A 26118-nucleotide genomic window follows, 5' to 3' on the forward strand; every position below is an offset into this window, starting at 1 on the left:
TTTATGCCCACCGTAAAACCGGTGTGTCAGCCCAGGCGCTCGGCCAACGCCAGGACAATACGCTCCCGCGCTACATCGGCCTCATCAACGATAGAGCCCATGCGCAGGAAATCATGGGACATGCCCTCGAACACCTCCAGTTGCACCTGCACGCCCCCCGCCTCGAGATGCCGGGCGTAGGCCACCGCTTCATCATGCAGCGGGTCGCACTCGGCCACGACCAGCAAGGCCGGCGCCACGTGAGCATTCACCTCGCCGAGCAGCGGCGAGAAACGCGGGTCCAGGCGGTCGGCCGGATCGTTCTGATACTGCTGGTAGAACCACTCCAGGGTGTCTTTTTCCAACAAGTGCCCAACCCCGTAGCGCTCCACCGAAGCACTGATGCGGCTGGCATCGGTCACCGGGTAAATCAGCACCTGCAGACACGGGCGCGGCAGCGCCTCCTGGCCAGCGAGGCTGCTGGCAAGCACCGTCGCCAGGCTACCGCCCACGCTGTCGCCAACCACCGCCATGCGCTCAGCATCGATACCCAATTCCCGCGCATTGAGCGCCAGCCATTGCCACGCGTCCTGGGCATCATTGAATGCCGTCGGAAACCGCCACTGCGGGGCCAGCCGGTAACCCACCGACAACACCGGCAACCCGCACTCCTGAGCCAGGTTCCAACACAGGGCGTCGTGGGAGTCGAGACTGCCCACCACATAACCCCCGCCATGCAGGTAAAGCACGGCGCCACTCAGTTGGCTAGCGTCCAGTTCGGGCGGCCGGTACAACCGGGCCTCTACACGGTGACCATCGCGGGCCGTGAACGTACGCGACTCGATAAAGGCCGGCTCATCGGCACCCGGGTCCATCAGTGCCGAGGATTGATCGAACTGGCGACGGGCTTCTTCCGGTTGCAGTTGGTGCATCGGCAGCGCTTTTCCGCTGCGGCGGCCGCTTTCCACCAACTGGAGGTAAGCGGCGAGGTCAGGATTAAGGGGCATGGGCAAGGTTTCTCCAGACAGGCGCCGCCGGTGGCGGCGCCTGTCGACACAGGTCAAGGTTCAGGAAGGCTCGGCGACGATGGTCAAACCATCCAGGGCGTCTTCCAGTTCAAGCAACACCGACAGCTCCCTGGGCACCTGAAAGTGCCCGCAGGTCAGCGGGAGGCCAGGCAGGTCGGGGCAACCGATCTGCCGGGCCAGCTCACGTTGTTCATCTTCACGCCCCGCCACCCACCAGCTCAGGGGGCGCGCCGCGACTTTCGGGCAATAATCCAGCTCGCGGGACAGCCGCTTGAGGGTACGGGCGCAGGCAAATACCTGCACCAGCTCATCCCCCCCCAGGCCTTGCGTGGCCGGCCGTTGGCTGAGGGCCTCACTGATCAGGGCACGCGCAAGCTGCGGGCTTTCCTGGCGGGTATCGCTGACATCCACGGCCCCCGCATCGGGAACCGTCGCCCGCAACAGCTCGCTCAAATCATCCAGCCAGTGGTCCTGCTGTTCGGCGTTGGCGGGTGACGGCACGAAGCTGTCGAGCAACGCGACAAACTCGACCGTCTGCCCCTGCTGCTCCAGCTCAGCGGCCATCAGCAGACTCAAGGTGCCGCCCAGCGACCAGCCCAACAAGCGATAAGGGCCTTGGGGCTGTTTGTCCCGCATGTAACCGACATAGTCCCGGGCCATGGCCACCAGCGATTGATCCTGCCAGCTCGGGTCCAGCAGTTGCCGGGCCTGGATACCGATCACCGAGCACTTGCCGTTCAGACGGCGTGCGAGCGGTTCATAGTCGAATACCGTGCCGAAACCGGCATGTACACAGAACAACGCAGGCGTGGCACCGAGCTCGGCATTGAGGGCCAGCAGCGGCACGTTCTTGCCAGGCACCGCGGTGAGCTGCGCAATGCTCGGCTTCTGGATCAGGTCCCGCAGGCGCAGGGTGAAACCGAACTTCTTCAGGCTGCGGGACTTGGCCACCACTTGCATGCTGAGGATCGAATCACCCCCCAGCTCAAAGAAGTTATCCGTTACCCCGACCCGCTCCACTTTGAGAATGCTTTGCCAGATATCCGCCATGGCCTGTTCCAGCTCGTTGCGCGGTGCCACATATTCACTGCGCGCATCCGGCATCGGCAGGGCGTTGCGGTCCAGCTTGCCGTTGGGGTTGAGCGGCAGCCGGTCGAGCACGATCAATTGCGCCGGAACCATGTACTCCGGCAGCGCCTGCTTCAAGCGCTCGCGCAGTTGCTCAACGATTCCTCCGCCCTCATCGCCGTTAAGCGTGACGTACCCAAACAGTTGATTGCCGCCAGGCCCCTCGCGCACCACGACGGCGGCATGCCCGACCTCTCGCATCTCATTGAGGCGGGCCTCGATCTCTCCAAGCTCGATACGGAACCCGCGGATTTTCACCTGATTATCCAGGCGACCGAGGTAGTCGAAGGTACCGCTCTCGCGCTGGCGCACCAGGTCGCCGGTGCGGTACAGGCGGCCGCCCGGGGTAAACGGATCGGCCACGAAGCGCTCGGCCGTGAGCGCGGCACGGTTCAGATAGCCCCGTGCAACACCCTCCCCGCCCAGGTACAACTCGCCCGCGATACCCGCCGGCAGCGGGTTGAGGTCGATGTCGAGGACGTAGGCACTGCGTTGGCCCACACATTCGCCGATCGGCGCATAGATCGCCCCGCACGCCTGGCCTTCGGCAGCCTTCCAGATCAGTGGCGTGACCACGGTTTCGGTCGGCCCGTAGCCATTGATGATGTACTGCGGCTTCAGCGCCTCACGGGCCAGGGCATAACTGGCCTCTGGCACCGCGTCACCGCCAAAGCAGTAGATCCGCACCGGCGGCGGGTTGCCATCGAGCCGTGCGTGTTCGGCCAACTGCAACAGGTACACCGGTGGGAACGCTGCCACAGTGACGCCGTGTTGGTGCATGGCCTCGTAGGTCTGCTCGGGGGTCCAGAGCTCGTCGTCACGCAGCAACAGGCAACCGCCGTGCGTGAGCGTCGTGAGCCAGCGCTCGTGGGCACCGTCGAAGGCGAATGACATAAACAGCAACTCGCAGTCGGCGGGACTCATTTCGTAGCGCTCGCCCACCGCACGGCAATGCATCGCCAACGGTCCATGACTGACCACCACGCCTTTGGGCTGCCCGGTAGAACCGGAGGTGTAGATCACGTAGGCGAGGTTTTCCTCGTGCACCCGATGGGCTGGCGCGGTAACAGGCCACTGGCTGCCGTCCAGGCGGTCAAGCTCCAGCACATGCAACGCCGGGCTGATCGGCAGGCTGGCGGCGAGCCGCGAGTCGGTCAACAGTAACGCGATGCCGGAGTCCTGGATCAAATAGCTCAGGCGCTCACGCGGGTAAGCGGCGTCGATAGGCACATAGGCGGCACCCGCCTTGAGCACCGCGAGCAAGGCCACGATCATGGTTTCGCTACGAGGCAACGCCACGCCGACCCGTACTTCCGGCCCCACGCCTTCGGCGATCAGTCGATGGGCCAGTTGGTTAGCGCGGGATTCCAGCTCGGCGAACGACAGGCTTTGGTTGCCGACCTTGACCGCCGTTGCGCTGCCCTGGTGCTCGGCCCAGTACTGGATGCGTTGGTGGACCAAAGGCTGCGGCAGGTTCTGGACTGGGCTCGGGGCGTACACGGCCGGCGTGTGCAGCAGGCCGAGATTGCCGACACGCTGGTCGGCGTTCGCGGACAGTGCCAGCAGCAACGCTTCCATGTTGGCCCGGATCCCTTCCACCGCCACGTCGCTGAAGCATTGGCGCAGGTACATGTACTCAATGGCCAGGTAGTCTTCCAGGGTCACCATCAGGTCCATCGGGAAGTCTGTCAGGCCGGCCCCGCCGACATCGCCAAAGCGCAGCGAATCATCCTTCCACTCCCGCAAAGTGCGATCCAGCGGTTGGTTTTCAAAGACGATGATGCTGTCGAACAAAGCCTGCCCGGAACGCCCGGCCCAACGCTGGATATCCCCCAGCGGGGTGTATTCATGGTCGCGCAGCTCCAGATTGACCCGCTGCACAGCCTGCAGCCACTGGCCCACACGGGCTTGCGGATCGACGTCGTGGATCACCGGTAACGTGTTGATGAACAGCCCCAACATGCTCTGCGCGCCCGGCAAGGCACTCGGACGCCCGGCCACGGTAGCCCCGAAGCACACACTGCGCTGGCCACTGTAACGGCTGAGCAACAACAGCCATGCGCCCTGTACCAATGTGTTCAGGGTGATGCGCTGCGCGGCGGCAAACGCCTTCAAACCCTGGGTCACCTGGGGTGTAAAGCGGCTGTACAGCGCTTTGTGCCCATGCTCGCGCTCGCCGCTGGCGAAGGCATCCGCCAGGTAAGTCGGCTCCTGGAACTCGGCCAACTGGCGACGCCAGAAGGTTTCGCTGATCACGCGGTCCTGCTGGCGCAACCAGCCAATGTAATTGCGATACGGCACCACAGGGTCCAGGGTTTGCCCGGAATATCGGGCCAACACTTCGCCCATCAACTGGGACGTGCTCCACCCGTCCAGCAGGATATGGTGGTAGGTCCAGATCAGTTGATAACGGTCATCCGCCAGGCGGATCAGCACCACACGCTGCAACGGCGCTTGGTCGAGGTTGAAGCCCCGCAGGCGCTCCTCCCGTGCCATGTCCTTGATCAACCCGTCCGTGGCCGCCTCATGGCGCCAGTCGAGTTCCGTCATCGGCAGGGCGACGTCGCGCAGGACGAATTGCAGCGGCTCGTCCAGGTCCTGCCAGAGGAACCCGGTGCGCAATACGTCATGCCGTTGCGCCACGTCGGCCCAGGCCTGGCGCAAGCGCTCCACGTGCAAGCCGTCGACCGACACGTTGAGCTGGTTGATGTACAGCTCGTCTTCAGGGTTGCTGTTCAGCCCCAGGAACAACATGCCCTGCTGCATCGGTGAAAGGCTGTACACGGCCTCGACCTGCCCATGAGGAAGGGGCAAGGCTTGCACCTGCTGCTCGCTCAACCCATGCAGGGTGACCGGTTGCGTATTGGCCTGGGCATGAACCGGGGTCACGTTGGCGGCCAGTTTCTCGATGGTCTGTTGCAGGAACAGATCCTTGGGCGCCATCTGCAAACCCGACTGCCGGGCCTGACTGACCACCTGGATGGAGATGATGGAATCCCCGCCCAAGGCGAAGAAGTTATCGGTGATCCCTACCCGGGGCAGGTTCAGCACGTCTTGCCAGATATCCGCCAATTGGCGCTCGATCGCCGAACGCGGGGCAACGTAGTCAACCAATGCCTGGCTGACATCCGGCGCCGGCAACAGGTTGCGGGCGAGCTTGCCGTTGGCCGTGACGGGCATGCCATCAAGGCTGATCAGGTGCGCAGGCACCATATAGTCCGGCAGCCCCTGGCCGAGGAAGCTTGCCAGCTCGCTGCGCAACGCATCGCCAGCCTGGCCCGGGGCACTGGTCACCGGTACAAAATAGCCAACCAGTTGCGTGCCCAATGGCCCGTCTACCGCCAGCACCACCGCTTCGCGAACCTGCGGATGCTCCATCAACCGCGCCTCGATCTCACCCAATTCAATGCGCAGGCCACGGATTTTCACCTGGTGGTCAATACGCCCGACGTAGTCAATGACGCCCTCCTCCCGGTAACGCGCCAGATCGCCGGTGCGGTACAGGCGGCCACCGCCCACCGGGTCGAAAGGGTCGGGTACAAAGCGCTCGGCGGTCAGGGCCGCACGTTGGTGATAGCCCCGGGCAAGGCCAATGCCCCCCAGGTACAGCTCACCGCTGACACCGCGTGCTGCGGGGTTCAGGCTCGACTCAAGAATATGGGTCTTGAGGTTATCGATCGGCCTGCCGATCGGCACGCTGACCCCATGCTCTTCGCCGCAGGTCCAGTGGGTGACGTCGATGGCTGCTTCGGTCGGACCATAGAGGTTGTACAAGGCTGCGCCAGGCAGACGGGCACGGGTCTGCTCCGACAGAGCCTTGGACAGCGCCTCGCCGCTGCAGATTACGCGGCGGATGCCACGACAGGCTTCCACCCCCTCACACGCCATGAAGGCCTGCAACATCGAAGGCACGAAATGCAGGGTGCTGACCTGGTAACGCACGATTGCATCGCGCAGGCGTTCCGGGTCGCGGTGTTCTCCTGGCTGGGCAACGGCCAGCCGCGCGCCGGCCATCAGCGGCCAGAAGAACTCCCAAACCGAGACGTCGAAACTGAAAGGGGTCTTTTGCAGCACCGTGTCATCGGCGTGCAAGGCGTAGGCCTTCTGCATCCAGTTGAGCCGATTCAGCAACGCCTCATGGGTATTGCCTGCTCCCTTTGGCCGGCCCGTGGAGCCCGAGGTGTAGATCACATAGGCCAGGTTGCCCGGTGCCAGCGACGGCTCGGGGTTACGGTCGCTGTAGCCCTCCAGCCAGTCTCCGTCCTGATCCAGGCAGACGGTGCGCACCGACTCGGGGACCGGTAATTGTTGCAGTAACGCGCTCTGGGTCAACAGCAAGCCCACCCCGCTGTCGGCCAACATATAGGCCAGGCGGTCCGACGGGTAATCCGGGTCGAGGGGCACGTAGGCGCCCCCCGCCTTGAGAACCGCCAGCAAGCCGATCACCATCTCCAGGCTACGCTCCAGGGCCACCCCCACCAACACTTCCGGGCCGACCCCCAGCGCCTGCAGTTTGTGCGCCAGGCGGTTAGCCTTCTGGTTGAGTTGCGCGTAGCTCAGGGTTTGCTCGGCAAACAGCAATGCCGTGGCGTGAGGCTGCTGGCGTGCCTGATGCTCAAACAGGCGATGGACATAGCGTTCACCGGGGTAGACGGCTTCGGTGCGGTTCCAGGTGCGAACAATTTTGCGGCGCTGTGCATCGTCCAGCAGCGCCAGGTCTTCAACCCGTTGCGAGGGTTGCTCGATGACCGCCAGCAGCACGTTGCGCCAATGCTGCGCCAACTGCTCGATGGTGCCGGCGTCGAACAGTTCGCTGGCGTAGGTGAACGCTGCCGACAGGCCATCCTGATGCTCGACGGTGTCCAGCGTCAGGTCGAACTGCGTGCTGTGGGCTTGCCAGTCGAGGCCTTCGACGGTAAGCCCCGGCAATGGCTGACGGCTGCTTTTGGCATCGGTCTGGTGGTTGAACATCACTTGGAACAACGGGCTGTGATTCAGGCTGCGCTCGGGCTGCAACACATCGACCAATTGCTCGAAGGGCAAGTCCTGATGGGCCTGGGCCTCCAGCGCTGTCTGTTTGACCTGTTGCAATACCTGGGCAAAGCTCACCAACGGTTCGAATTCGGCCTTGAGCACCTGGGTGTTGACGAAGAACCCGATCAATCGCTCGATATCACCCCGTGTACGGTTGGCCACCGGCACGCCGACACGCACCTCGGCCTGCCCCGAATAGCGGTGCAGCAAGGTCTGGAACGAGGCCAGCAACAGCATGAACAGCGTGACACCCTGGCGCTGGGCCAGGGCCTTCAGGTCATTGATCAACGCAGGTTCGAGGGTGACCGCCACTTGGGCGCCGGCACGACTGGGCGATGCCGGGCGCGCACGGTCGGTGGGCAACTCCAGCACCGGCTGCTCGCCGCCAAGTTTTTGCGTCCAGTACGCCAGCTGCCGGTCGCGTTCGCCGGCCTCCATCCATTGGCGCTGCCAGGCGGCGTAGTCGGCGTACTGGATCGGCAACGGGGCCAGGTCCACCGCCTGGCCCTGGCTGAAGCCGGCGTAGAGTTGCACCAGTTCGTCCACCAGGATCGGTGTCGACCAACCGTCAGTCACGATGTGGTGCAGGGTCAATACCAGCACCTGCTCCTCGTCGCTCAAGTGCAGCAAGCGTGCCTGCAGCAACGGCCCGTGCTCCAGGTCGAACGGCTGCTGCACCAGGGCCTGAACCCGCGCGGCCAACTGCGCCTGCCCGGCCAGGCTCTCCTTTTGCAGCACAAACTCGCCGGCCGGATGAATGACCTGCAACGGCGTATTGCCGTGCTGGGTAAACGTGGTACGCAGGGTTTCGTGGCGGCCGATCAATGCTTCGAACGCACGACGCAGCGCTTCGCTGTCCAGGTGCCCGCTCAGGCGCAAGGCCGCGCTGATGTTGTAGGCGGCGCTGGTGGGTTCCAGTTGCCAAAGAACCCACTGCCGTTGCTGTGCGTAAGACACCGCAATGGGTTGGCTGCGGTCGACCGGGGTAATCGCCTGCACGCTGGCAGCGCTCGCTGCCCGCCCCGCCAGTTCGGCAAAGCCGGCCAGGTCCTGGGCCTCGAACAGCCGGCGCAGCGGCACTTCCAGGCCCAGGCGCTGACGGATACGGCCGATCATCTGCGTTGCCAGAAGGGAATGGCCACCCCGCTCAAAAAAGTTATCACCCAGGCCAACTTGCTCGACCTTCAGCACCTGCGCCCAGATCTCAGCCAGCGCCATTTGCAGCGGGGTGTGCGGCGCCACATAACTCGCTGGCGGGGCACTGCTGGCGTCCAGCCGCGGCAAGGCCTTGCGGTCCAGTTTGCCGTTGGGTGTCAGCGGCATCTTTTCTACAAAGGCCAGGTAGGTCGGCACCATGTAGTCTGGCAGCTGTTGTTTCAGGCAGGTTTTCAGGGTTTGTCGCCAGGCATTCTGGGTCTCATCATCGGCCTGGTGGGCGCCAGGGTCGTGGCTGACCAGATAAGCCACCAACTGCTTGCCCAACGGCCCGTCGATGTCGATGACCACCGCTTCGCGCACGTATTCGTGGGCCTGCAGGCGCGCTTCGATTTCGCCGAGCTCGATACGGAACCCGCGAATCTTCAACTGGTGGTCGAGACGGCCGATGTACTCAAGCACGCCCTCCTGACGGTAGCGCACCAGGTCACCCGTGCGATAAAGACGGCCGTTGCCGAACGGGTCCGGCACAAAGCGCTCGGCGGTCAACCCGGGACGTTGCAGATACCCGCGGGCCAAGCCCTCGCCGCCGATGTACAACTCACCACTGACGCCCACCGGGACAGCGTCGAAGTTGCCATCCAGCACATGGAACGTGGTGTTGCCGACAGGGCGTCCCAGCCAGACGTCGCTGCTGCGCTGCACATAGTGCACGCCCGACCAGATGGTGGTTTCCGTCGGGCCATACAGGTTCCACACATGGCCCGCCTGGGCGATCAGGCGTTCGGCCAGCTCGGCAGTCAGGGCTTCGCCGCCGCTGAGGACTTTCTTGCCAGCCAGTGCCTGCGGGGGAGCGGCATCCAGCAGCATGCGCCAGGTGGAGGGGGTGGCCTGGATCACGCTGACGGCTTGCTCGTCGATCACCTTGAGCAGCGCGTGGGGGTCCTGGTTCTGCTGGTCTTGCAGCAGCACCACACAGGCACCCCGCAGCAGCGGCAGGTACAGCTCAAGGCCTGCGATGTCGAAGGATAACGAGGTCAGGGACAGCACACGGTCGCCGGCGTCGACGCCCGGACGTTCAGCCATGGTCCAGAGGAAATTCACCAAGGCGTCGTGGCGAATCGTCACGCCCTTGGGCAAACCCGTGGAGCCGGAGGTGTAGATCACATAGGCCAGGTTCGCCGGCAACGCCAGCACCGGGAGATTTTCTTCGCTGTAGTCACCCAACCAGCCGGGAGCCTGGTCCAGGCACAGACTGCTGACCGTGGCCGGCACCGCCAGTTGTTCCACCAGGCTGCCCTGAGTCAACAGCAGCTTCAGGCCGCTGTCGTTCATCATGTGCGCCAGGCGTTCACGAGGGTAGTTCGGGTCCAGGGGCACATAGGCACCGCCGGCCTTGAGGATCGCCAACAGGCCGACAATCATCTCCAGCCCGCGCTCCAAAGCCACGCCCACCAGCACCTCCGGGCCGACACCCATGTCGCGCAGCTTGTGCGCCAGTTGGTTGGCCTGTCGATTGAGCTGCCGGTAGGTCAGCGACTGCCCGGCAAAGATGAGTGCACAGGCATCCGGAGTGGCTTGAACCTGCGCTTCAAACAGTTGCGGCACACAGTGTTCGCGGGGATAGGACGCCGCAGTGCGGTTCCAGTCCTCAACGATGCGCTGGCGCTCGTCGGCGGAAAGTAGCGGCAACTCGTTGATCCGCTGCGCAGGCTGTTGGCAAATGGCAGTCAACAGGTTGTGCCAGTGCCGACCGAGCTGCTCGATGGTACGGGCATCGAACAGGTCGACGGCGTAGGTCAGGGAGGCCGACAGGCCGGCAGCGTGCTCGGTGGTATCGAGGGTCAGGTCGAACTGGGTGGTATGACTTTGCCAGTCCAGCCCACTGACCGTCAGGCCCGGCAAGTTACGGCTGGCATTGGCAACCTGGGTCTGGTGGTTGAACATCACCTGGAACAACGGGCTGTGGCTCATGCTGCGCTCGGGTTGCAGTGCCTCCACCAGTTGTTCGAAGGGCAGGTCCTGATGGGACTGGGCATCCAACGCGGTTTGCCGGACCTGTTGCAGCAAGTCACTGAATCGCAGCTGCGGATCGAATTCGGCCTTCAACACCTGGGTGTTGACGAAGAAGCCGATCAGGCCTTCGGTTTCACTGCGGGCACGGTTGGCAATGGGTACGCCGACCCTGATTTCGCGCTGCCCGGAATAGCGATGCAACAGCGCCTGGAAGGACGCCAGCAGCACCATGAACAAGGTCACGCCGTGTTGCTGCGCCAAGCCCTTGAGCGATCCAAGCAACGCCACGTCCAGATCCATCGCCACGCGCGCACCGGCGCCGCTGGGCACCGTCGGGCGCATGCGGTCGGCGGGCAGTTCCAGCACCGGCTGCTCGCCCCCCAGCTTCTCCAGCCAATACGCCAATTGACGCTCACGCTCGCCGGCTTCCATCCAGTTGCGCTGCCACAGGGCATAGTCGGCGTACTGGATCGGCAACTCAGGCAGCGTGACCGCCTGGCCTTGGCAGTGGCCGGCGTAAAACTGCACCAGGTCGTTGACCAGAATCGGCATCGACCAGCCGTCAGCAACAATGTGATGCACCGTCAATACCAGCACATGGTCCTGCTCACTCACCCGCAGCAAGTTCATGCGCAGCAGCGGGCCTTGCTCCAGGTCGAACGGCTGGGCGGTCTGTGCCTGCACGTACGCTTTGATCTGCCGGTCGAGGTCGGCGCCCGCCAACGGATCGACCTGCAAAGTGAAGCCTCCCGTCGGATGCACCACCTGCACGGTCTGGTCGTCTTCCTGGCGAAAGGTGGTGCGCAGCACTTCATGGCGCTCCACCAATGCCTGGCAACTGGCGCGCAGGGCCTCCACATCCAGCACACCTTCAAGGCGCAGCGCGGCACAAATGTTGTAGGCGCTGCTGTCCGGTGCCAGTTGCCAGAGAAACCATTGGCGCTGCTGCGCGTAGGAAAGCAAAGGAAGCTCGGCACTGGCCCTTTTGAATATCGGGGTGAGCCCATAGAGGTTGACGCCCTGTCGCTTGAGCAAGGTGGCCAGCGCCTTGCGTTCCTTGGGTGACAGTGACTCTACGGAATCGAGCAATGCTTGCACTTGAACCTCTCCTACACCAATACCGGCTCAACGCCCGGGGGCACGCGGGGGTGTTGAACACATGAAAGAGCCGGACAATGTCCGGCTCCTTGAATGCTGCAATGTGGGAGTCAGGTGTCCCTCTCCCTCCTACAAAGTCAGCTCATCAATTTCCTCTGTAGTAAGACGTTTGAGGGCCTCCAAAGATTTAGCCAATTCGCTGTGAATCGTCTGACTCTGGTCCTGCTTGCCGGCGGCCACCTTGCTGAACGCCGCCAGGGTCGGATGTTCGAACAGTTCGCGCAGGCTGACCTCGATCGATAACTGCTCGCGCACACGCACCACCACTTGCACCACCAGCAGCGAGTGGCCACCCAGTTCGAAGAAGTTGTCACCCAGGCCTGCCTGCGGCACTTTCAACACATCGGCCCAGATGGCGGCCATCTGTTGCTCCAGCTCGGTCACCGGCGCTATATAGTCCGCCTGCAACTGGCTGGCCGAGGGCTGCGGCAGTGCCTTGCGGTCCAGCTTGCCGTTGGCGGTCAACGGCAAGGCAGGCAGCATCACCCACTGCGCTGGCACCATGTAGCCCGGCAGGCTGGCACGTACATGCTCCGCCAGCGCGGTACGCAGCTCGCCCAGCACCTGCGGGCCGGCCTCGATCAGCGCCGAGTCGCGAGGCACGCAGTACGCAACCAATTGCTTGCCACCGACACCTTCGACATCCACAACCACCACGCCCAGCAGCGCCTCGTGAGCCTGCAGGCGCGCCTCGATCTCTCCGAGCTCAATGCGATAACCGCGAATCTTCACCTGGAAATCGGCTCGGCCAATGTACTCCAGCACCTCACTGCCAGGCTGTTGCCGGGCCAGGTCGCCGCTGCGGTACAAGCGCCCGCCGGGACGGCTGCTGAATGGGTCAGGAACGAAACTCAGGGCGGTGCGCACCGGGTCACCCAGGTAGCCGCGCCCTACTCCCACACCGGCAATGTGCAGCTCACCCGTGGCCCGTGCCGGCATCGGCTCGAGCAAATCATTCAGCACATACAAACGGTTGTGGTCGGTGCGCGTGCCAATCGGCAAGTGCGTTTGCCCAGCGGGCTCCCGGACGCGGTACAGGGCCACGTCGTCAGAGCATTCCGCGGGACCATAGGCGTTGATCAACTCGATCTGCGGGTAGCGTTCCAGCCAGCGTGCAGCGAGTGCGGGCGGCATGGCTTCCCCGGTGGTCAGCAGGTAACGCAAGGCGGGCAACGCAACTGCGGGCAACTCCAATACCGCCTGAATCATCGCGGGGACGCACTCCAGTACGCTCACGCCGGTGGTGCGTGCATGCTCCAGCAACTGTTGTGGATCCTGGGCAATGGCATCCGGGATGATTTGCACCCTGGCCCCGCACAAGGTGGCGGTCAGCAATTGCCACACACTGATGTCGAAACTCTGGGACGCCGTCTGGGCAATCACATCCGCCGCACTCAAGCCCAGGTAAGGGATTTTGCTCAATTGGTTATTGAGCATACCGGCCTGTTCCACCATGACGCCCTTGGGCACACCGGTGGAGCCCGACGTGAAGATCACGTACGCCAGCAGGCGCCCGGCTTCCAACGGCAGTGCACGCAACGGGCTGGTCTGCGGCGGTTGCGCCTGCACCTGCTCCCAGACGAGCAAGGCCGGTGGCTGCTCAAGCTCCTCGAGCAGCTGCCGGGCAAGGGTGTGGCACGCGCTGTCGCACACCAGCACCGACGCACGGCTCAGGCCCAGTACATCCGTCAGGCGTTTCAGCGGCAGGTTCGGGTCCAGGGACAAATAGCCCGCACCCGCCTTGAAGGTACCGATCACCATGCCCAGCAACGGCAGGTCGCGTTCACCCAGCACAGCGACCAGGCCATCGGCCTGGACGCCTGCCGATTGCAGGACCCGGGCCAATTGGGTGGACTGCACGTCCAGCTGATCATAGGTCCAGCTACGGCCCTGGCAACTGGCGGCGATACGCTGGCGGTTGTCCGCGGCGGTTGCGCCGAACAACCGGGCATAGCCCTCATTGAGTGACGCCGGCAGTTGATCGACTTCGGACACGCCGTGGCTCAGGCCCGGCAGTTGATGGAACGGTTGATCCAGACCCTCGGCCAGCGCCAGCAACGTGGCCTGGAAATCAGCCAGCAAGGTTTCGATGGTCGCCGCGTCGAACAGGCGCTGGTCATAGGACAAATGCAGGCCCAGCACTTCACCCGGGTACACCACCACCGTGATCGGGTAGTTGGTGTGGGTGCGAGAGGTCCCGGCCTGGACTTTCATGCTCGCCGCCTGCACCCCCACGCTGGATTCCACCGGAGCGTTTTCGAACACGAACAGGCTGTCGAACAGTGGTTGCCCGGCACCGATTTCACTGCAACCCTGGACAGTCACCAACGGCAGGTGTTCATGCTCGCGCAACCCCAGGTTATGTTCGAACAGTGACTGCAACCACGCCCTGGCACTCTGCGTGGCCCCCGCTCCCGGCACGGCTACCCGCAGTGGAATACTGTTGATGAACAGCCCTACCGTCGCCTGCATTTCCGGGAACTCGATGGGCCGCCCCGCCACAGTGATGCCGAACAGTACGTCCCGTTCGCCGCTGTAACGTTGCAACAGCATCGCCCAGGCACCTTGCACTAAAGTATTGACCGTCAGTTGCGCGCTCTGCGCCTTCTGAGCCAATGCGGCACTCTGCTCGCGGCTGAAGTAGACGATCCGGTCGTCCACCGTCGCCTCGCCTTGTTCACGGTTGACGGTGTGGTCGAACGGCAACGGCGTCGGCCGCTCGAAGCCACGCAGGTTGTCCGTCCAGAATTGCTTGGAAGCACCCTGGTCCCACCCTTCGAGCAAGGCAATAAAATCACGGTAGCGCGAAGGCACCGGCAGTTGCACCGGCACGCCCTTGAGCAGCCCGTCATAGATTTTGAAGAACTCATCCACAATGCCCATTCGGCACCAGGCGTCCAACAGCACGTGGTGGTTGCTGAAGACGAAACCGAAGCGCTCCGGCGCCAACTGGATCAGGCGCAGGCGGAACGGTACTTCCCTGGCCAGATCGAAGCCCTGGTGCAACTCCTCCGCCAGCTCGGCAGCCAGCTTGCTTTCGTAATCGGCACTGTCGACGTGCTGCCAATCGTAGAAACGAATGGCCGGCTCCGGTCGCCGGTGAACGATCTGCACCATGCGCTCGCTGACATCCCAGCAGAATGAGGTACGCAGCACTTCGTGGCGTCCGACGACGAGCTTCCAGGCCTGCATAAAGGCCGGCACGTCAATGCCATGCTCCACCAGGTAGCAGTACTGCATCATGTAAATGCCCGAACCGGGCTCCAGCAAGGTGTGCAATAACAGACCTTCCTGCATCGGCGACAGCGGGTAAATGTCCTCGATGTCCCGCGCAGCCACCGGCAGGCGGTCCAACTGCTGCTGGGTCAGGCCGGCCAACGGGAAGTCCCCCGGCGTGACGCCTTGGCTGGTCTCGTCAAGGCAGTGTTCGATCACTTCCTTGAGTGCCTGCTCGTAGGCACTGGCCAGGCGCTGCACCGTGTCCTCGCGGAACATCTCGCGGCTGAAGGTCCAGTCCAGGGTCAGCTCGCCGTCATACACCTGGCCATTGATGCTCAGCCAGTTACCCAACGGCGCATCGTCGCTCTGACGCTTGCCGGTGCCTTCGCTGGCCGGCACGAACAGCGCGCCCTGGTCCCGGGCGAAACTGCCGTCGAATTGCCCGAGGTAATTGAAGGTCACCCGGGCTTCGGGCAGCGCGCGCAGTTGAGCGGCAAACGCCTCGGCACCGAGGTAACGCAGCACGCCGTAGCCGATCCCCTTGTTGGGCACCTGCCACAGTTGCTGCTTGATGTGTTTGATGCTCTCGCCGACCGAAGCCTGGGGCGTGAGCTTGACCGGGAACAAGCTGGTGAACCAACCGACGGTACGGCTCAGGTCGACGTCGTCGAACAGGTCTTCGCGACCATGACCTTCCAGGGCAATGCTCACCGCCGGCTGCCCGCTCCACTGGCACAGCACGCGGGCCAGGGCAGTCAACAACAAGTCGTTGACCTGGGTGCGATACGCCACGGGCGCCAGCTTGAGCAGTTTGTGGGTCAGGTCCTTGTCCAGGCGTGAAGAGACGCTGGCTGCGTGACGATTGGTCAACGCACCGTCGACGAAGTCACAAGGCAACGCCGCGCTCCCCTGATCCAGCGCGTTGAGCCAGTAATCACGTTCAGCCGCCAGGGCTTCATCGCCGGCATAGCGCTGCAGATTCGCGGCCCACAGTTTGAGCGAACTGGTCTTGGCGTCCAGGGTGATGGCGACGCCCTGGTTAGCCTGTTGATAGGCGGCTTGCAGGTCCTCCAGCAGCACACGCCAGGAAACACCGTCCACCACCAGATGGTGAATCACCAGCAGTAGACGTTGCTGGCCGTCCGGCAGATCGAACAGCACCGCGCGCACCAACGGGCCCTCGTTCAGGTCGAGGCTGCCTTGGGCTTCATCGGCTGCATTGGGCAGGTGCGCAAGGTCATCCAGGGTGTTTTGCCAAAGGATAGGCTGAGGCGCACGGGCCCGGAGTTCCGCACGCCATTGGCCTTGCTGTTCGCTGAAACTCATGCGCAACGCGTCATGGGCCTGCACCAGCGCCTGCAATGCGGCTTCCAGGGCAGCCGGGGCCAGGCGTTCGGCGGGGGTCAGCAGCACTGACTGGTTCCAGCGCTGCCGCTGATCGACAGGCGTCTGGAAAAACCGCGCCTGAATCGGCAACAACGGGACGCTGCCATTCACTTCCTGCAGCGGCCGTGGTGCCGAGGTGCGAGGTTTTTCCTCAACCAATTTGGCCACTTGCGCCAACAGACCGACGGTCTGCTTTTCGAACAATTGCTTGGGCGTAATCTTGATGCCCTGGCGTTTAGCCCGGGCAATGATTTGCAGGCTGAGGATTGAATCGCCGCCCAACGCGAAGAAGTTATCCGTGGTGCCCACCTGCTCAAGCTTGAGCACATCAGCCCACACACTCGCGAGCTTCTCTTCAATCTCGCCCACCGGTGCCACGTACTCGCGACTGACCACTTCAGGCTGGGGCAAGGCACGCTTGTCGAGCTTGCCATTGAGGGTCAGCGGCAAGCGCTCGAGCAGCAGGAGATGGGCCGGGACCATGTAGTCCGGCAAGCGTGCCTGCAACTGCGGGGCCAGTGTCGCAGCACTGATGCCCGGGGCCGCCACACAATAGGCAACCAGTTGCAGTCGGCTCGGATCGCTTTCCAGGGCTTGCGCCAGGACCACCGCGTCCTGCACACCTTCAAGGGTGCGTAACAGCTCGGCGATTTCCCCAGGCTCAACCCGGTAACCGCGAATTTTGACTTGCTCATCGGCACGGCCCAAAAACTCCACCCGGCCCTGTTCGACACGTGCCCGGTCGCCCGCCCGATACAGGCGCTCGCCGTGACGCGCCTGCGGGTCTGGCACAAAACGCTCGGCGGTCAGTGCCGCACGGCCCAGGTAACCCTGGGCAACGCCCTGCCCGCCCAGGTACAACTCACCCGCCACCCGTTCAGGCACGGGGTTCAACCCGCTATCCAGCACCCGCACCCGGCTGTTGGCCAGCGGCCGGCCCACCGGCACGGTGCGATAACCCTCGAGGTTTTCCAGCACTTCATGACTGAGAATCCCCACGGTGGTTTCCGTTGGCCCGTAATGGTTGACCACGCGGCAATCCGGATGCAGTTGACGCACCTTGTCGACCAATGACCAAGGGCACGCCTCGCCACCGACAATCAGCAGGCGCCGAGGCAGCACAGCACCCGCGTCGGCGGCCTGCAGCAGCCCCTGCAAGTGACTGGGCACAATTTTCAGCACATCCACCTGATGCTCGTTCATGTAGCTGGCAAAACTGTCCGGGTCGAAAGCATGGTCCTTGGTCAGCAGGTGCAACAGCCGGCCGCTGGCCAGTGCGCCAAACAGCATGGTGTGACCCAAATCCGCCGCCACGGTCGATGCCATGGCCATGCTTGCCCCCGCCGGTACCTGCAAGCGCTCCAGGACACCTTGCATATAGTTGGCCAGCATTTGGTGGCTGAGTACCACGCCCTTGGGTTGGCCGGTGGAGCCCGAGGTGTAGATCACATAGGCGGTGTGCTGGGGCAATACGTCGCGGCTCACGGCCGCGTCATTGCAGTGACTCCAGGTAGCCGGTTCGAAGGCCAATACCGGGCAGGCGTCCAGTTGCGCCAACCGCTCATCGCCAGAAGGACGAATCAGCAAGGCCGCAGCGCTGTCGACCAATAGCGTTTGCAGGCGTTCGGTTGGCTGGGCGCCGTCCAGCGGCAAAAAGGCCGCACCGGTTTTCAGCACCGCAAGAATGCTGATGACCCACTCAACAGAGCGCTCCTGGCACAAGGCAACCAGGCTGCCGGCGCCGATCCGCTGCTGACGCAGGTAAGCCGCCAACTGGTTCGACTGGCGCTCCAGCTGCGGGTAAGTGAGCATTTGCTTGCCACACCGCACCGCTGGCGTGTCACCCGCCATTTCCAGCGATTGCTGCCACTGGCTGAGAAAATCGGTGTGCGCAAACGCGAGCACGTCGCCTTCCAGGGAAGCCGGGGCGGCGGGTGGATGGTCGAGCAAGCGACTGTTCGGGGCCTGTGCCAATTGCTGCAGCAACTGCTGCAATGACTGGGCGATACGCGCAATGGTCGGCGCTTCGAACAGGTCTGTGGCATAGGTGAACCAGGCTTCGATACCGTTGGGGCCATCGCTGAAGTCAAACGCCAGGTCAAAACGTGCGTCAGCACCGCTCAAGGGGAACTCTTCGACGCTCAACCCGCTCAGCGTCTTGCGCGCGCCTGCGCTGCTGGCTTCGCCCGCGACGTTCTGGTTGAGCTTGAACTGGAACAGCGGGTTGTGGCTCAGGTTGCGCTCCGGCGCCAGGGCATCCACCAGTTGCTCGAAGGGCAATTCCTGATGGGATTGTGCGCCACCCACCACGTGTTTTACCTGCTCAAGCAGAGCCTGGAAGGTGGTGTATTCATCAACCTGAACCCGCATGACCTGGGTGTTGATGAAGAAGCCGATCAGCCCCTCCAGGTCCTTGCGATTGCGCCCGGCGTTCGGCACGCCGATGCGGATATCTGACTGCCCGCTGTAACGCGACAGCACCACGGCCAATGCCGAGAGCATCAGCATGAACAGGGTCTGGCCGTTTTTCTGCGCCAGCGCCTTGAGGCTTGCCGACAGGGCCGGCGCAATATCCGCCCGCAGCACGGCGCCCTTGTAGCTGGCCTGGGCTGGACGCGGATGGTCCAGAGGCAACTCAAGCACCGGTTGCTCACTGCCCAGTTGTTGTTGCCAATACTGCAACTGACGCTCGCCCTCGCCCGCTTCCAGCCAGGCGCGCTGCCAGATGGCATAGTCGGCGTATTGGATCGGCAACGGCGGCAGGTTTATCGCCTGCCCGGTCACCAGGCTGTCATAGCACTGCACGAAGGTCTCGACCATCAGTTCGCTGGACCAGCCGTCACTGACGATGTGGTGCATGCACACCGTCAACACATGCTCGTGCGCATCCAGGCGGAACAGTTTAACCCGCAGCAGCGGGTCGTTGAGCAGGTCGAACGGACGGCTCAGCTCCTGCTTGACCAGGGTGTCGAGCGTTGCACGGTCGTCCACGGTTTCGTATTCCAGGGCAACGCTTGGGTGTTCGAGGATCTCCTGATAAAACTCGCCGTCCTGAGAGACCAGGCGCGTGCGCAGGGTTTCGTGGCGCTGCACCAGTTGGCTTAACGCCTGGTTTAGCGCGTCGAGGCTCAGCTCGCCCTTGAGGCTCACGGCCATCGGGATGTTGTAGAAGGAGCTGTCGGGTTCCAGTTGCCACAGGAACATCATGCGCTGTTGCGCATACGACAGCGGGATGCGTGCCACGTCATGACGGGTAGCCGCAATCGGCAACAGCTTGAAGCTCTGGCCGGTGGCCTGCATTTTTTCCAGGATCTGGCGGCGCTGCTCCAATGGCAGGCCAACGAAGCGCTTGGCAATCCGTTCAGCTGTAGTCTTATCCATGTTCAAGCCTCCGTCATTTCGTTCATCAGTTGCTCGATATCGGACAAGCCCGCTTCCGTCAGCGATTGGCCGGCACTTTCCAGGGTTCGTGAAAACTCACTCAAGACAGGCGTCTCGAAGATCTGGCGAATTGGCATATCGATGCCCAGTTGGGTGTTGATTCGGGAAATCGCCTGGGCCGCCAGCAAGGAGTGGCCGCCCAGCTCAAAGAAGTTGTCGTGCATGCCGACCCGCTCGATGCGCAGCACCGTGGCCCAGATGTCACACAGCTGTTGCTCAAGGTCCGTGGCCGGGGCCACGTAGTGGGCCTGCATCTGACGGGCATCCGGGGCCGGCAAGGCCTTGCGGTCGAGCTTGCCGTTGGGGGTCAGGGGCAGCTCGGCCATCCACATCAGGTGCGCGGGCACCATGTAGTCCGGCAGGCTGCTTCTCAAGTCCTCGCGAATGCGCCCCAGCAACGCGGCCTGGACCTCGGCGTCGGCATGCAGGATGGCCGCATCGGTCGGCACCAGGTAGCCCACCAGTTGCTTGCCGAGCACGCCATCGATATCGATGACCAGGGCGTCGCCCAGCGCCGGGTGCTCCAACAGCCGCGCACTGATTTCCCCGAGTTCGATGCGAAAGCCACGAATCTTCACCTGATGATCAATGCGCCCGACGTATTCAATTACGCCGTCTTCAACGTAGCGTGCCAGGTCGCCCGTGCGGTACAGGCGACCTCCAGGGTGTTCGCTGAACGGGTCGGGGATAAAACGTTCCGCCGTCAGCGCAGGGCGATGGTGGTAGCCGCGCGCCAACAGGCCGCCGCCGATCTGCAGCTCACCAATGGCGCCGGGAGCGGTCAGGCCCGCGCTGTTATCCAACAGGTAAATCGAGCGCCCGCCCAAGGCCTTGCCGATAGGCATCAACGCCGGCGGTGCCGAACTGTCTGGCGCCGCGAACGCCGTGCAGTCATGAGCGGTGACCGTAACGGTGGCTTCGGTCGGCCCATAGGTATTGAGCAACCGCACATGGCCCAGGCCTGCCTGTTTCCACGCCACCACACCTTCCGGTGGCATGGCTTCACCACCTGCGTGCAACTGATGCAGGCGCCCGTAATCGCGCGGCCCCTTGGCGGCGAAATCCTTGGCCAACATGAACCAGTAGGCAGTGGTCAGGTCGACCACGCTGATGTCCTTGTCGATCAATTCACGGTAGAACGTTTCGCTGTCCCACAACGCCGGCCCGCGTATCACCACCGAGGCGCCGCACGTGAGTGCGGGGTACAACTGCTCGACAAACCCATCGAAGTTGAAGGTGGCGAATTGCAGAATCCGGTCGCTCGCCGACAGGTTGAAAAACCCCAGCGAGACCTGGGCGTGCAGGCTCAGGGAACCCTGATTAATCGCCACGCCCTTGGGCCGCCCGGTGGAGCCCGAGGTGTACATCACATACGCCAGGGACTGCGGGTCAACAGGCACCGCCAGATTGTCGCTACTGTAGGCGGCCAGCCAATCGTCCGGCTGGTCGAGGCACAGGCTGGGCAGCCCCGGCGGAATCGGCAGCCGGGACTGCAGGGCCGTCTGGGTCAGCAGCAGGACAATCGCGCTGTCTTCCATCATGTAGGCCAGGCGCTCACGGGGGTAGTCCGGGTCCAGCGGTACGTAGGCGCCGCCGGCCTTGAGGATGGCCAGCAGGCCGATCACCATGTCCAGGCTGCGCTCAACGGCAACCCCAACCAACACTTCCGGCCCCACACCCAGTTCACGCAGCTTATGGGCCAGGCGGTTGGCCTGGCGATTCAGTTCGGCGTAGCTCAGTTGCTCATCACCCATCAGCAGCGCCGGTGCCTGGGGCTGCTCGTGCACACGCGCTTCGAACAGGCGCGCCACGGCGGTATCGGCCAAGTGGGTGGTCTGTGTACCCTGGCACCAGTCGCGCTCAAGGCGTACCTGTTCCGGCGGCGAGAACAACGGCAACCGGTCGACGCTCACTTGGGGTTGTGCAGCCAGGGCGTGCAACAGGTTCAACCAATGTTCAGCCATGCGTTCGATGCGGGCGTGGTCAAACAGGTCGCTGGCATACACGAACGTCGCCAGTACACCGTCCGAACGCTCCACGGTATCGAGCGACAAATCAAACTGCGAGGTGCCTTCGATCAGGTCGAGTTCCTGCACATCCGCACCGATCAGACTTTGCCCCGTAACCTGTTCGCCCAGGTCGCGCATGTGGTTGTACATCACCTGGAACAACGGGTTATGGCCAAGGCCACGCTCCGGCGCCAACTCCTCCACCAGCACGTCGAAGGGGATGTCCTTGTTGGCCTGGGCCTGCAGGCTGGTTTCCTTGACCTGGGCCAACAGCTGATTGAAGGTCGCGGTAAAATCCACTCCGACCCGCACCACCAGGGTGTTGACGAAAAAGCCAATCAGGCCTTCCAGTTCCAGGCGGTTACGGTTGGTCACCGGCACGCCGACGTTGATCTTTTCAGTGGCACTGTAACGCGCCAGCAGCAAGCCGAAAGAAGCCAGGAAAATATGGAACAAGGTGGCATTGGCGCTCACCGCCAAGCGGCGCAAACCGGCCGCCAGTTCAGCGGGCAGGCGCACGTCAATACGCCCGCCACGGTAGCTCTGGACCTGCGGCCGAACGCGGTCGGCGGGCAGTTCCAGCACGCTGAAGTCATCTTCAAGGCGGGCTTTCCAGTAGTCCAGTTGGGCCTGCATCTGCCCGTCGTTGAGGCGCTCGCGCTGCCACGTGGCATAGTCCGCGTATTGCACAGCCAGCGGCGCAAGCGCGACAGGCGCCTGCCCCGAAACCCGGGCGTTGTAGCTGGCGATGCACTCACGCACCATCACACTCATGGACCAGCCATCGGAAACGATGTGGTGCAGCGTCAGCAACAGCAAATGCTCCTCGGCCCCGACTTGCAGCAGCTTGATACGCAGCAACGGGCCGTTCGCCAGGTCAAAGGGGCGCTGGATCTCCTCCTGCAACTTGAGCTCCAAAGCCTGGCCCTGCAACGCACCGATGAACTCCTCGGCGAGGGGCACCGAAAGGCTCGGCAGGACTTTCAGACAGGGCACGCCCTGCTCTTCGACAAACACCGTGCGCAGGCTTTCATGGCGCGCCACCAGCGCATCGAATGCCGCGCACAGCGCCAGCTTGTCCAGGGAACCGCTGACTCGCACGGCCATGGGCGTGTTGTAGGCGGAGCTCTGCGGGTGAATTTTCCAGAACAACCATTGCCGGTGCTGGGCATGGGACACCGCGAGGTTCTGCTGGCGATCGAGGATTCGAAACGGCGCGTCATCCGCGCCGGCCTGGCCGGTGATCTCGGCGCAGAAACTGCGCAAGTCCTGGGTGTCGAACAGCAATCGCAACGGGATATCCAGGCCCAACTGGCGGCGCGCCCGGGAGACGATTTGCGTGGCCAGCAACGAGTGACCGCCCAGTGCAAAGAAGTTGTCGCCCAACCCCACACGCTCGACCCCGAGCACCTCTGCCCAGATGTTGGCCATGAGTTTTTCATCGTCGGTGACGGGAGCCTCGTACTGCCGCTCATCACCCGCAGCGCCTGGGGCCGGCAGACGGCTGGCGTCGACCTTGCCGTTGGCAGTGAGGGGCATTTCATCAAGAAAAACGATCTGCCCAGGGATCATGTGCTCGGGCATAAAGCCCCTGAGCGCCTGTTGCAGCTCGACGCCTGAAGCTTTCAGGGCCGCCTCGTCCTGTGGCGCCTGGCTGGCAACCACGTACGCAACCAATTGCAGCGCATCGGGCACACCGGTGACCCGGACCAGCGCCTTCCTGACGCCCGGCAGCGCTTGCAGACGCTGCTCGACCTCGCCTGGCTCGACCCGATAGCCACGAATTTTCACCTGATGGTCCATGCGCCCGATAAACCGCAAAGTGCCAGTCGGGTCACGCCGCACAAAGTCGCCGGTGCGATACATCCGTGAGCCCGCCGGGCCATTCGGGTCCGGCACGAAGCGCTCGGCCGTCAGCCCCGGACGAGCAATGTAACCGCGCGCGAGGCCAACGCCCGCGATGTGCAATTCACCCTTGGCGCCGCCGAGTGTTGGCAGCAGGCTCGCGTCCAGTACCTGTACCCGCACGCTGTCCAGCGGGTCACCCAAATGAAGCGGTTGCCCGGCGACCAGCGGCGCCGTCAGCGCGCCCACCGTAGCTTCGGTCGGTCCGTAGTGATTGATGACCGCAAGCGCTGGAGAGAGCCCGGCAATCCGCGCCAGCAAAGCCTCGGAGCAGGCTTCGCCACCGAGAACCAGACACTCGCGAGGCAACACTGCACCGCTGCCGCTGGCCGAAAGCATGGCATCCAGGTGCGACGGCACGATCTTCAGCGCATCGATCCGGTGTTCGGTCATATAGGCCGCCAATGCATCCGCATCCAGCACCCGCTCCTTGCTCAACAGGTGCACGGTCTTGCCATTGCACAGCGCACCGTAAAATACCGTGTGCCCAAGGTCCGCAGCCGGGGTGGAAGTCATCGCCAGGTTGTGGATGTCGGCCATCGGCAAGCGCCGCGAAACAGCCTGCACGTAGTTGACCAGTGCACCATGGGAAACCGTGACGCCCTTGGGTGTGCCAGTGGTACCGGAGGTGTAGATGATGTAAGCCAGATTACCCGGCGCAACCTCAACGCAAGGTGCCGTACCCGGCAGATCCGCGATGCGATCGAAGGCGATCGACTGTACGCCCACCGGCAACGCTTGCGCCCAATTCGAGGGGGCGAGGACGTGAACAATGCCCGCATCTTCAAGCATAAAGGCCAGGCGCTGGGCCGGCTGGTCAGGCTCGAGGGGCACATAGGCTGCACCGCACTTGAGGATCGCCAGCATGCCCACCAGCATGCCCGGTGACCGGTCGGCCACCACACCCACTGCCTGCTCAGGCACAACCCCTGCCGCCTGCAACTGCTGCTGCAACTGCCCGGCCTGGCGGTTCAGTTCACCGTAGCTGATGGCATGGCCCTCATGGACCGCTGCCACACGCTCGGGAAAATCCCGGGCAACCTGTTCGATCAGGCTGTGCACGCAGGTGTCCGGCTCGGCGGCAAGCCCGTCCTGAGCCCGCGATTGCTCACCCAAGGGCCATTCACCGATGGGCAGTACGGTTTCCTGCGCCAGACCCCGCAGCACCTGCACCCAATGCTCAGCCAGACGGGCAATGGTCGCCCGGTCAAACAGGTCGACAGCAAAGGTAAACGCCGCCTGCAACTGCCCGTCACTTTCAACGGTATCGAGGGCCAGGTCGAAGCGCGCGGTGGTCTTGGGCTGGGCGGATTTTTCCAGTACCAGCCCGGAGCGGGTCTTGATGGTCTGGACGTCCGTCACGTTCGCCTGGTGGTTGAACAACACTTGGAACAAAGGACTGTGGGCGGTGCTGCGGTCAAGGTTGAGCACCTCCACCAGTTTCTCGAACGGCAGGTCCTGAAAGGACTGCGCCTCCAGCGCGCTGGCCTTGACCCGGCGCAACAGCTCAGCCGTATCGATCAATGGGTCAATGTGGGTGTGCAGCACTTGGGTATTGATAAAACACCCGATCAAGCCCTCGACCTCAGTACGCTGCCGATTGGCTACCGGCACCCCTACGCGCTGAATGTTTTGCCCGCTGTAGCGGTACAACAACACACTGAAGGAAGCCAGCATCAGCATAAACAGGGTGACATTGTGTTTTCTGGCGACGCCCCTCAGTTGGGCCGCCAATTGCGGATCGATACCCACGGCGTACTGCTCGCCACGATGCCCCGGCACCGCAGGCCGTGGACGGTCGGCCGGTAATTCGAGGACCGGATGCTCGTCACCGAGCTTGTCCAGCCAATACGTCAGTTGCCGCGCCTGCTCACCTGCTTCCAGCCAACTGCGCTGCCACAGTGCGTAATCGCGGTACTGAATGGGCAAGGCCGGCAAGGTTGCCGTTTCACCCGAACTGGCAGCATCGTAGAGCCGCACCAGTTCATCGATCAGAACCCCCATCGACCAACCGTCGGCGACGATGTGGTGCAACGTCACCAGCAACAGGTGTTCGTCATGGTTTTTTTTCAGCAACTTGATACGCAGCAAAGGCCCTTGAATCAGATCGAACGGGGCAAGGGCTTCGGCACGGGTGACCGTGTCGATCCGCCCGTCGCGCTCAGCGTCTTCGAGCGCTGAAAAGTCGATGAATTCGACCCTGACCTCCCCGGCATCAAGGACGTGCTGAAGCACCTGGTCATCCTGCTCGCGAAACACCGTACGCAAGGTTTCGTGACGGCCCAGCAGACTATCGACAGCCTGCTGCAACGCTTGCCGATCCACCTCACCCAGCAACTTCACGGCCATGGGCAGGTTGTAGGCACTGCCGCGCGGGTCCAATTGCCAGGCAAACCACATACGCTGTTGCGCATAGGACAAGGCGTCCCGCCCTGCCACCTGAACATCGGACGCAATGGGAAAAAGCGAAAAGTCGACGTTCTCCGCTTTCAAGGCTTCAAGAAACAAATGCCGCTTCTGCGCAGGCAACTCGATAAAACGACGAGCGAGTCTAAGTGAATCTTGAGCGTTCATGCATTCCGTCCTTACTGATCTGCGGCCTGGCCTGCGGGCCAAGGCGTTTCCAGTAGAACGAGCAAGGGAGGGGCTAATTTAGACAG

General features: G+C 63.2%; 3 protein-coding genes and 1 pseudogene. All 4 read right to left on the reverse strand.

The window, feature by feature from the left end; translation table 11 throughout:
* Positions 1 to 26: 26 nt before the first annotated feature.
* A complete protein-coding gene (locus NVB75_RS09390) occupies positions 27 to 986 on the reverse strand; it encodes an alpha/beta hydrolase (protein WP_258346940.1) in 960 nt (319 codons plus the stop codon).
* 60 nt (positions 987 to 1046) lie between these two features.
* A pseudogene (locus NVB75_RS09395) lies at positions 1047 to 11438 on the reverse strand (amino acid adenylation domain-containing protein); the annotation flags it as partial.
* A 129-nt stretch (positions 11439 to 11567) separates the two neighbouring features.
* The gene (locus NVB75_RS09400; protein ID WP_258346942.1) at positions 11568 to 19484 is read right to left on the reverse strand and encodes a non-ribosomal peptide synthetase; all 7917 of its coding nucleotides are present in this window, start codon (positions 19482 to 19484) and stop codon (positions 11568 to 11570) included.
* 2 nt (positions 19485 to 19486) lie between these two features.
* A complete protein-coding gene (locus tag NVB75_RS09405; protein ID WP_258346943.1) occupies positions 19487 to 26032 on the reverse strand; it encodes a non-ribosomal peptide synthetase in 6546 nt (2181 codons plus the stop codon).
* Positions 26033 to 26118: the final 86 nt, after the last annotated feature.

The sequence above is a fragment of the Pseudomonas sp. CBS genome (genome assembly GCF_024734645.1).
Lineage (GTDB): Bacteria > Pseudomonadota > Gammaproteobacteria > Pseudomonadales > Pseudomonadaceae > Aquipseudomonas.